Source organism: Streptomyces sp. NPDC048637, assembly GCF_040650675.1.
Lineage (GTDB): Bacteria > Actinomycetota > Actinomycetes > Streptomycetales > Streptomycetaceae > Streptomyces.
The window spans coordinates 1-11,204 of sequence record NZ_JBEZHQ010000005.1 but is presented as its reverse complement, the minus strand read 5'-3'; the positions used below and the strand labels follow the sequence as shown (position 1 = coordinate 11,204).

At 73.9% G+C, this 11,204-nt stretch carries 2 protein-coding genes; both read left to right on the top strand.

Annotated elements, in window-relative coordinates:
- Positions 1–22: 22 nt before the first annotated feature.
- Positions 23–9,382: a type I polyketide synthase gene (locus AB0C46_RS09330; protein ID WP_362827033.1), complete on the top strand. Its 9,360-nt coding sequence runs from the start codon at positions 23–25 to the stop codon at positions 9,380–9,382.
- The coding region (locus AB0C46_RS09325) for a type I polyketide synthase (RefSeq protein WP_362827032.1) at positions 9,382–11,204 on the top strand (1,823 nt) is incomplete at its 3' end. The genes AB0C46_RS09330 and AB0C46_RS09325, both read left to right, overlap by 1 nt.

Genomic DNA, 11,204 nt, shown 5'->3' with positions numbered 1-11,204 from the left:
CGAGCACCCCGAGGTGGAACGCGTGAGCGAGGACAAGCTCCGGTATTTCCTGAAGCGCGTCACGGCCGAGTTGCACGAGAGCCGCGAGCGTGTCAGCGAGTTGGAGACCGTGACCGGCGAACCCATCGCCGTCGTCGGCATGGGCTGCCGCTACCCGGGTGGCGTGCGCACGCCGGACGAGTTGTGGAACCTGGTGGCCACCGGGACCGACGCGGTCGGTGACTTCCCCACCGACCGGGGCTGGGACCCGGGCGACGCGGCGGCCCACGGCTACGAGAGCCGCGGCGGCTTCCTGCCGGACGCGACCGAGTTCGACGCCGCGTTCTTCGAGATCAGCCCGCGCGAGGCGCTCGCGATGGACCCGCAGCAGCGCATCGTGATGGAGGTCGCCTGGGAGACGCTGGAGCGCGCCGGGTTCGACCCGCGGACACTGCGCGGCTCGCACACCGGCGTGTTCGTCGGGGCGAGTGCGTCGGGCTACGACTGGTACGCACGCGAGCACGGTCACAGCGAGGGGCACCTGGTGACCGGCAGCGCGATCAGCGTGCTCTCCGGCCGGGTGTCGTACACGCTGGGTCTCACCGGACCCGCGGTGACCGTCGACACGGCATGTTCGTCGTCGCTGGCCGCCGTCCACCTGGCGGCCCGGGCACTGCGGTCGGGCGAGTGCTCGCTGGCTCTCGCCGGCGGCGTGATGGTGATGTCCACCCCGGTGATGTTCGCCGACTTCGCCCGGCAGCAGGGCCTCGCCTCCGACGGACGCTGCAAGGCCTTCGCCGAGGGCGCCGACGGCACGGGCTGGGGCGAGGGCGCCGGGCTCCTGCTGCTGGAACGACTGTCCGACGCGCGGCGCAACGGGCACCGTGTACTCGCGGTGATCCGCGGCAGCGCGATGAACCAGGACGGCGCGTCGAACGGCCTCACGGCGCCGAGCGCGCCCGCGCAGCGGCGGGTCATCCGTGCCGCCCTGGCCGACGCCCGCCTGACGGCGTCCGACGTGGACGTGGTGGAGGCGCACGGCACCGGCACCACGCTGGGCGACCCGATCGAGGCTGGTGCGCTGCTGGCCACGTACGGGCAGGGGCGTGCCGAGGACCGGCCGCTGTGGCTCGGCTCGCTGAAGTCCAACATCGGCCACGCGCAGCAGGCCGCCGGTGTCGCGGGCGTGATGAAGATGGTGATGGCGCTGCGGCACGGCACGCTGCCGAGGACGCTGCACGCCGAGGAGCCGTCCTCGCACGTCGATTGGGCGTCGGGGAACGTGCGGCTGCTCCAGGAGCCGGTCGAGTGGCCGACGGGTGACCGGGTGCGGCGGGCCGGGGTCTCGGCGTTCGGCGCCAGCGGGACGAACGTGCACCTGATCCTGGAGGAGGCACCGGCCGCGACGGAGGCGGCGGACGACGAACGCGCGGCGCCCGTCCTGTCGACGGCGGCATCGGCGTGGGCGGTGTCGGGTCGTAGTGCGGCGGCGCTTGCCAATCAGGCGGGCCGGTTGCGTGAACATGTGGTGGCGCGGCCGGGGTTGCCGGTGGGCGATGTGGCGTGGTCGCTGGCGAGGACCCGGTCGGCGTTCGAGCAGCGTGCGGTGGTGCTCGGCAGCGGCCGGGGTGAGCTTGCGGCGGGTCTGGCGGCGGTGGCCACGGGGCAGCCGGCGCCTGGTGTGGTGACCGGCGGACTTGCTCCTGGTGGTGTGGGGCGGGCGGTGTTTGTCTTCCCGGGTCAGGGGAGTCAGTGGGTTGGTATGGGGCGTGAGCTGGCGGAGGTTTCGCCGGTGTTCGCGGCCAGGTTGGCGGAGTGTGCCGAGGCTCTTTCTCCTTTCGTGGAGTGGGAGTTGGGCGATGTTCTGGCTGGTCGTTATGGTTTTGAGGCTGCGGATGTGGTGCAGCCGGCGTTGTGGGCGGTGATGGTGTCGCTGGCCGCGGTCTGGGAGGCGGCCGGTGTCACCCCGGACGCGGTGGTGGGCCATTCGCAGGGTGAGATCGCCGCCGCCGCTGTCGCGGGGATCCTGTCCCTCGAGGACGCGGCGAAGGTCGTCGCCCTGCGGAGCAGGACTCTGACGGTGTTGGCGGGGCGCGGCGGGATGCTGTCGGTCGCCGAGCCGGTGGAGGGTGTCCGCGCGCGGATCGCGCCGTTCGGCACCCGCCTATCGGTTGCGGCGGTGAACGGCCCGTCGGCGACGGTCGTGTCCGGTGATGCGGATGCGCTGCGCGAACTCGCGGAGTCGTGCCCGGAATTCGTCCGTACGCGGGTGATCCCGGTGGACTACGCCTCGCACAGTGCGCACGTGGACGAACTGCGCGAGGAGATCCTGGAGACGCTGCACGGGATCCAGCCCCATGAGGCGCGGATCCCGATGGTTTCGGCCCTGAGCGGCGAGTGGTTGTCGGGTCCGGAGCTGGATCCGTCCTACTGGTACGCGTCGCTCCGCGAGACGGTCGAGTTCGACCGCGCCGTGCGGATCCTCGATGAGGCCGGGCACGGAGTGTTCCTGGAGGTCTCCCCGCACCCGGTGCTGACCCCGGCGATCGCCGACAGCCTGGAGGAGCGCTCCCCGGTCGTGGTCGGCACGCTGCGCCGCGACGAGGGCGGCGCCGACCGCCTGCTGGCCTCGCTCGCCGAGGCGTACACGGGCGGCGCGGCCGTCGACTGGGCGGCGGTGCTCGGCGATGGCGAGGCCGTCGAGCTGCCGACCTACGCCTTCCAGCGCCAGCGGTACTGGCCGGCGGCCCCGGCCCAGTCGGCGAGTGCGGCGGGCGTCGACGACTGGCGCTACCGGATCCGGTGGCAGCAGTCGGGCGCGGCCGTGCCCGGTGTCCCGGCCCTGCGCGGCACCTGGCTCCTGGTCGGCGAGGGCGCCGTTGCCGACGCGTGCGCCCAGACGCTGACCGACCATGGCGCACAGGTCGTCCGCACCGGAGTCGAGACGCTCGGCGAGGCGGCCACCGGCGCCGTGTCGGGTGTGGTGTCCCTGCTGGCGCTGGAGGAGGGACACGACCCGGCGTATCCGTGGGTCCCGCGCGGCACGGCCGCAACGGTCGATCTCGTCCAGGCGCTGCGCCGGGCCGGCATCGACGCCCCGCTGTGGCTGCTGACCCGGGGCGCGGTGCAGACCGGACCGGACGAGGTGACGACCGATCCGGTGCAGACCCAGCTGTGGGGCATGGGCCGCGTCATCGGCATGGAACTCCCGGATCGCTGGGGTGGGTTGGTCGACCTCCCGCCGGTGTTCGACGCGCAGACCGGGGCCCGGCTCGTCGCGGTCCTCGCGGACGGTACGGAGGACCAGGTCGCCCTGCGCGCGTCCGGCACTTTCGCGCGCCGCCTGGTCCGGGCCGAGCCGCGATCGGCCGGCAGCGGTCCCTGGCGGGCCCGTGGCACCGTGCTGCTGACCGGCGGCACCGGCTCGATCGGCGCCTGCGTCGCGCGCTGGCTCTCCGAGCGCGACACGCAGCGCGTCGTGCTGACGAGCCGTTCCGGCTCGTACGCGGAGGGCGCGGTGCAACTCGCGGCCGCGATGGCGGCCGCCGGGACGGCCGTCGACATCGTCAGCTGCGACACCGGGGTCCGCCGTGACGTCACCGACCTCGTCGCCTGGATCGAGGCCTCCGGACCGGGCCTGTCGACGGTGCTGCACTCGGCCAACACCGGCTACCTGGCCCGGGTCGAGGACACCACCCGGGAGGGCCTGGCCGCGGCCCTCGGCGCGAAGGCGGCCGGCGCCACCCACCTCGACGAGGCGACAGCCGGGCTGGACGTGGACGAGTTCGTGCTGTTCTCGTCGATCTCCGCGACGTGGGGCAGCAACGACCACGGCCCGTACGCGGCGGGGAACGCGTTCCTGGACGGCCTGGCCGAGGACCGTCGGGCCCGGGGTCTGCCGGGAACGTCGATCGCCTGGGGCGTCTGGGACTCCCGGGACTGGGACGCGGTCGACGACCTGATGGACCACAGCCCCGGCCGGGTGACGCCCCGGCGGCTGCGCCGGCAGGGGATGAACTTCCTGGAGACCGAGCGGGCGTTGACAGCACTGGACCAAGTGCTCGCGGACGACGAGACGTTCATCGCTCTCGCCGATGTGACATGGGAGAAGTTCGCGCCGGTGTTCCGCGCGGCGCGCCCGCGCCCGCTGCTGGACGCCATCCCCGAGGCACAGGAGCAGGAGGACCGGGGCACGGCGGCCGCCCGGGTGACGCAGCCGGGCGAACCCACGAGCGAACTGTCCCGCAGTCTCGCCGGCCTGACCGCGGCCGAGCGCCGACGCGCGGTGGTGGAACTGGTCCGCGCGCACACGGCCGCCGCCCTCGGCCATGGCTCCGCGGCCGACGTCCCGACCACGCGCGCCTTCCGGGAGCTGGGCTTCGACTCGCTGACCGCCGTCGAACTGCGCAACCGGCTGAACGCCGCCGCGGGCGTCCGGCTGCCGGCCACGGTCGTGTTCGACCAGCCCAACCCGGCCGCCCTGGCCGAGGAGATCCTGTCCCGGCTGTTCGGCGCCGGGACGGCCGCGACCGGACCGGCGCCCGCCGTGGTCGCCGCCCCGGCCGAACCGATCGCGATCGTCGGCATGGCCTGCCGCTACCCCGGCGGCATCCGGACCCCCGAGGAGCTCTGGACGCTCCTCGCCGAGCACGGGGACGCGATCGGCGGCTTCCCGGTGGACCGCGGCTGGAACACCGATGGTCTGTTCGACCCGGACCCCGACGCCGAGGGCAAGACCTATGTCGCGGAGGGCGGCTTCCTGACCGGGGCCGCCGAGTTCGACGCGGGGTTCTTCGGGATCAGTCCGCGCGAGGCGTTGGCCATGGACCCGCAGCAGCGGCTGTTGCTGGAGACGTCGTGGGAGGCCGTCGAGCGGGCGGGGATCGATCCGCAGGCGTTGCACGGCTCCGCGACGGGCGTCTTCGTCGGCGCGGCCCGCTCCGCCTACCTCGGTGTGGTCGAGGAGACGGCGGGGTCCGAAGGACACCGCATGACCGGCACGGCGATGAGTGTGCTGTCGGGTCGGATCGCCTACTCCCTGGGCCTGGTGGGCCCGGCGGTGACGGTGGACACGGCGTGCTCGTCGTCGCTGGTCGCGCTGCACCAGGCGGTCCAGTCGCTGCGCGGTGAATGCGACGTCGCCCTGGCCGGTGGTGTGACGGTGATGGCCGACCCGGGCGAGTTCGTCGGCTTCTCGCGGCTGCGGGCCCTGTCGGCCGACGGCCGCTGCAAGGCATTCGGCGAGGGCGCGGACGGCATGGGCATGGGCGAAGGCGTCGGCATCGTCGTGCTCGAACGCCTCTCCGACGCGCGCCGCAACGGCCACCGGGTGCTCGGTGTGGTGCGCGGCAGCGCGATCAACCAGGACGGCGCCTCCAACGGCCTCACGGCGCCCAACGGCCCATCGCAGCAGCGGGTGATCCGCGCGGCGCTGGCCAACGCGCGGCTGTCGGCGGCGGATGTGGATGTGGTGGAGGCGCACGGCACCGGTACGGAGTTGGGCGACCCGATTGAGGCTGGTGCGCTGCTGGCGACGTACGGTCAGGAGCGGTTCGAGGATCGGCCGTTGTGGCTGGGTTCGGTGAAGTCGAACATCGGGCATGCGCAGCAGGCTGCTGGTGTGGCGGGTGTGATCAAGATGGTGATGGCGTTGCGGCACGGCACGCTGCCGAAGACGCTGCACGCCGAGGAGCCGTCGTCGCACGTTGATTGGGCGTCGGGGAATGTGCGGCTGTTGCAGGAGGCGGTGGAGTGGCCTGCGGGTGATCGGCCGCGTCGGGCGGGTGTGTCGGCCTTCGGGATCAGCGGCACCAACGCGCACGTGATCCTGGAAGAGGCGCCGGCCGAGCCGGAGCCCGTCCTCGACGACGCCACCGAGAACGTCGCGCCGGTCCTGTCGCGCCGCCTCCCGGCATGGGTGCTTTCCGGCCGTGACGTGCAGACGCTTGCCGGTCAGGCCGGCCGGTTGCGGGAGCACGTGGTGGCGCGGCCGGAGTTGCCGGTCGGCGATGTCGCGTGGTCGCTGGTGACGACGCGGTCGGCGTTCGAGCAGCGTGCGGTGGTGCTGGGCACCGACCGGATCGAGCTCGCGGCGGGCCTGGCGGCCGTTGCCACGGGCCGGCCGCTCCCCGGCGTGATCACCGGCGAGGTCGCCCCGGACGGTGTGGGGCGGGCGGTGTTCGTCTTCCCGGGGCAGGGCAGTCAGTGGGTCGGCATGGGCCGGGAGTTGGCCGAGGCGTCGCCGGTGTTCGCGGCGAGGTTGGCGGAGTGTGCGGCGGCTCTTGCTCCTTTCGTGGAGTGGGAGTTGGACGACGTTCTGGCGGGTCGTCATGGTTTCGAGGCTGCGGATGTGGTGCAGCCCGCGCTGTGGGCGGTGATGGTGTCGCTGGCCGCGCTGTGGGAGGCGGCCGGCGTTGCTCCGGATGCGGTGGTCGGCCACTCGCAGGGCGAGATCGCGGCGGCTGCCGTAGCCGGGATCCTGTCCCTCCAGGACGCCGCGAAGGTTGTTGCTCTGCGGAGCAGGATCCTGAAGACGCTGGCGGGTCGGGGCGGCATGCTGTCGATCGCCGAGCCGGTCGACAGCGTCCGCGCGCGGATCGCTCCCTACGGCGGGCGGTTGTCGGTTGCGGCGGTGAACGGCCCGTCAGCGACGGTCGTTTCCGGTGACGTGGACGCGCTCCGCGAACTCGCCGGGGCGTGCCCCGAATCGGTGCGCGCCCGGATGATTCCGGTGGATTACGCGTCGCACAGTGCGCATGTGGACGAGCTGCGCGAGGAGATTCTGTCCGTCCTGCAGGGCGTCACGCCGGTCGGGGCCCGCATCCCGATGGTCTCGGCCATGACGGGGGAGTGGTTGTCGGGCCCGGAGATGAATGCGTCCTACTGGTACGCGTCGCTCCGCGAGACGGTCGAGTTCGACCGCGCCGTGCGGATCCTCGATGAGGCCGGGCACGGAGTGTTCCTGGAGGTCTCCCCGCACCCGGTGCTGACCCCGGCGATCGCCGACAGCCTGGAGGAGCGCTCCCCGGTCGTGGTGGGCACGCTGCGGCGCGAGGAGGGCGGCGCGGACCGTCTGCTGACCTCGTTCGCCGAGGCCTACGTGCGGGGCCTGCCCGTCGACTGGCTGGCGGTGCTCGGCCGCGGAACGACCGTGGAGCTGCCCACCTACGCCTTCCGGCGGGACCGGTTCTGGCCGGCGCCCACCGAGCCGTTGACCGGACCGGTCACCGCGAGCACCCCGGCCGAAGCGGGCTTCTGGAGCGCCGTCGAGCGTGGTGACGCCGCCGCGCTCGCCGAACTGCTCGGCGTCGACCAGGCCGACCCGGCCCTGGGCGCGCTGACCGGCTGGCGCCACCGCGAACGCGCCGAGTCGGCCGTCGCCAGCTGGCGCTACCGCATCGCCTGGACGGCCCTGCCCGACCAAGGCACCGCGCTGACCGGCACCTGGCTGCTCGTCGGCGCCGCACCGGACGTGGTCGACGCCCTGACGGCCGCCGGCGCCCGGGTCCTCACGGTGGACGTGACGAGCATCGACACCGCCGACCGCGAGGCACTGGCCGCCGTGCTGCCCACCGGCATCGACGACCTCTCCGGCGTCGTCTCCGCGCTCGCCCTCGACGACGACGCCGACGCGCCGCTCGACGCCCACCCCGGCGTACCGCGCGCCCTGGCCGCCACCCTGGCCCTGGCCCAGGCCGTGGCCGGCCGGCGCGACGAAAAGGACACGCCCGCCGCACCTCTGTGGGTCCTGACCCGCGGCGCGGCCGCCGCCACCGACGGCGAACCGGCCGGCCCGCCCGTCCACGCCCAGATCTGGGCGCTCGGCCGCACGGTCGCTCTCGCCCACCCCGACCTGTGGGGCGGCCTGATCGACCTGCCGCAGCGGCCCGACGACAATGGCCCCGCCCTGCGACGCCTCACAACCGTCCTCGCCGGCGGCGACGGCGAGGACCAGGTGGCGCTGCGCCCGTCCGGTGCCTACGGGCGACGGCTGGTCCGCGCCGGGCAGCCGCAGGCCCCGGCGACCGGCGCCGCATGGTCCCCGCGCGGCACGGTGCTGGTCACCGGCGGCACCGGCGCCATCGGCGAGCACGTCGCACGCTGGCTGGCCGACCGCGGCACGCGCCGCATCGTGCTGACCGGCCGTCGCGGCCCGGCCGCCGAGGGCGTCCCCGCCCGCGCCGCCGACCTGGCTGCCCGGGGCAGCGCCGTCGACGTCGTCGCCTGCGACGTCGCCGAGCGGGCCGAGGTCGCTGCACTGCTGGCCCGGATCGACGCCGCCGGCGGCCCGGCCCTGTCCACGGTGCTGCACACCGCCGGCGTCGGTCAGGGAGGCTCCGTCGGCGAGACCACCGTGGCTGGCCTGGCCGAGGTGTGCGCCCCCAAGGCCGGTGGCGCCTGCTGGCTGGATGAGCTGACCGCCGACCGCGAACTCGACGACTTCGTGCTGTTCTCCTCCGGCGCGGCCGTCTGGGGCGGGAGCGACCAGACCGGCTACGCCGCCGCCAACGGCTACCTCGACGGCCTCGCCTCCGCGCGCCGCGCCGCCGGACGCCCGGCCACGACGCTCTCCTGGGGCCTGTGGGGCGGCGGCGGCATGGGCGGCGGCAGCGTGAGCACCCGGCTCAACCGCTACGGGGTCCGGGCCATGGCCCCGGAACTCGCTGTCCTGGCCCTCGGCCAGGCGCTGGACGCGGGCGAGGACGCGGTCACCGTCGCGGACATCGACTGGCCGGTGTTCGGCCCGACGTTCACCCTGCACCGTCCCAGCCGACTCCTCGCCGACCTGCCGGACGCCGGGACCCGTCCGGCACCGGCGGACTCCGGCCCCGGGACCGGAGCGGAGGGCGGCACCGGCCTGACCGAACAGCTCGCCGGCCTGTCCCACGCGGAGCAGCTGCGCCGGCTCGTGGAGATCGTGTGCGACCAGGCAGCCGCCGTGCTCGGCCACACAGCCGGAGCACTGCCGAAGGGCCGGCCGTTCGGCCACCTCGGCTTCGACTCGGTCATGGCCATCGACCTGCGCAACCGGATCACCGGTGCCACCGGGCGGCGGCTGCCCGCCACCCTCGTCTTCGACCATCCGACCCCGGCCGAACTCGCCGAATACCTGCACGGCGAACTCGGCCTGCGACCCACGGCCACCGACGACACCCGGGCCGGCAACGGCGCCGACCCGGTGCTCGACGGGCTCGATCGGCTGGAGGCCGCGCTCGCGGCGGTGCCGGGCGGCAGCGGCGCCCGGCGCGACGTGACCCTGCGGCTGAGGAACGTGCTCTCCCGCTGGCTGGGCGACGCCGAGCAACCACGGCAGAACGAGCAGCAGACGCTGGCCGGACGACTGGACGACGCCGACGCCGGCGAGGTCCTGGACTTCATCAACAAGGAATTGGGGCTTTCGTAATGACCGGTGGTCCGCAGACGTCGGGCGGCGACAAGCAGCTGCTTGACACTCTGAAGAAGCTCGCTGCCGATCTGTATCGGACCCGCGAGCGCGTCAAGGAGCTGGAAGCCGGCGAGCGCGAGCCGATCGCCGTCGTCGGCCTCGGCTGCCGCTACGCCGGAGGGATCACCGGCCCCGACCGGTTCTGGGACCTGCTCGCCGCCGGGACGGACGCCATGGGCGGCTTCCCGACCGACCGCGGCTGGGTGGAGTGGGAGCGCGCCTACGGCAACCCCGACGCGCGCGCCGGTGAGGGGTACGCTCGGGTAGGCGGATTCCTCTACGACGCGGCCGAGTTCGACGCCGGGTTCTTCGGGATCAGCCCGCGCGAGGCGCTGGCGATGGACCCGCAGCAGCGGATTCTGCTGGAGGTCGCCTGGGAAGCGGTCGAGCGGGCCGGCATCGACCCGACGTCGCTGAAGGGTTCCGACACGGGTGTGTTCGTCGGTGCGAGCGGCACCGCCTACGGCTCGGGCGTGGCTGGCAACGGCAGCGGCGCCGAGGGCTACAAGATGACGGGCGGCCTGACCGCCGTCGTCTCCGGGCGCATCTCCTACACGCTGGGCCTGACCGGTCCGGCCGTGACGATCGACACCGCCTGCTCGTCCTCGCTCGTGGCGCTGCACCTGGCGGTGCGCTCGCTGCGGTCGGGCGAGTGCTCCCTCGCCCTGGCGGGCGGCGTCGAGGTGCTGGTCATGCCCGACGCGTACCTCGAGTTCTCCCAGCAGGGTGGCATGGCCGCGGACGGCCGGTGCAAGTCCTTCGCCGCCGAGGCCGACGGCATCGGCTGGGGCGAGGGCGCCGGCATCATCGCGCTGGAGCGGCTCTCGGACGCCCGCCGCAACGGCCATCAGGTGCTGGGCGTGATCCGGGGCAGCGCGGTCAACCAGGACGGCGCCTCCAACGGCATCACCGCCCCGAACGGGCCCTCGCAGTACCGCGTCATCCACTCGGCGCTGGCCGACGCGGGCCTGACCGCGGCGGACGTGGACGCGGTGGAGGCGCACGGGACGGGGACGACGCTGGGCGACCCGATCGAGGCGCAGGCGCTGCTGGCGACGTACGGGCAGGCCGAGGACCGTGCGGCCGACCGGCCGTTGTGGCTGGGGTCGGTGAAGTCCAACATCGGGCACTCCGGCTGCGCGAGCGGTGTGGCCGGTGTGATCAAGATGGTGCTGGCACTGCGGCACGGTGTGCTGCCGAAGACGCTGTTCGCCGAGAACCCGTCGCCGCATGTGGACTGGGAGTCGGGGAACGTGCGGCTGCTGCGGGAAGCGGTGGAGTGGCCGGCGGGTGAGCGGCCGCGTCGGGCGGGTGTGTCGGCGTTCGGTGTGAGCGGCACTAACGCGCACCTGATCCTGGAGGAGGCGCCGGAGGGCTCGGGCCGTCCGGAGGTGGTGGCGGGTGACGCGCCGCGTGTCCTGGCCGGTGAGGGACTTCCCGCGTGGGTGGTGTCGGGTCAGAGTGCGGTGGCGCTTGCCGGTCAGGCGGGCCGGTTGCGTGAACATGTGGTGGCGCGGCCGGAGTTGCCGGTGGGTGATGTGGCGTGGTCGTTGGCGACGACGCGTGCGGCGTTGGAGCACCGGGCCGTCGTGCTCGGCACGGACCGGGACGCGCTTGCGTCGGGCCTGACGGCCGTCGCCACGGGACAGCCGGCGCCCGGCGTGATCACCGGCGAGGTCGCCCCGGATGGTGTGGGGCGGACGGTGTTTGTCTTCCCGGGTCAGGGGAGTCAGTGGGTCGGGATGGGGTGTGAGCTGGCGGAGGTTTCGCCGGTGTTCGC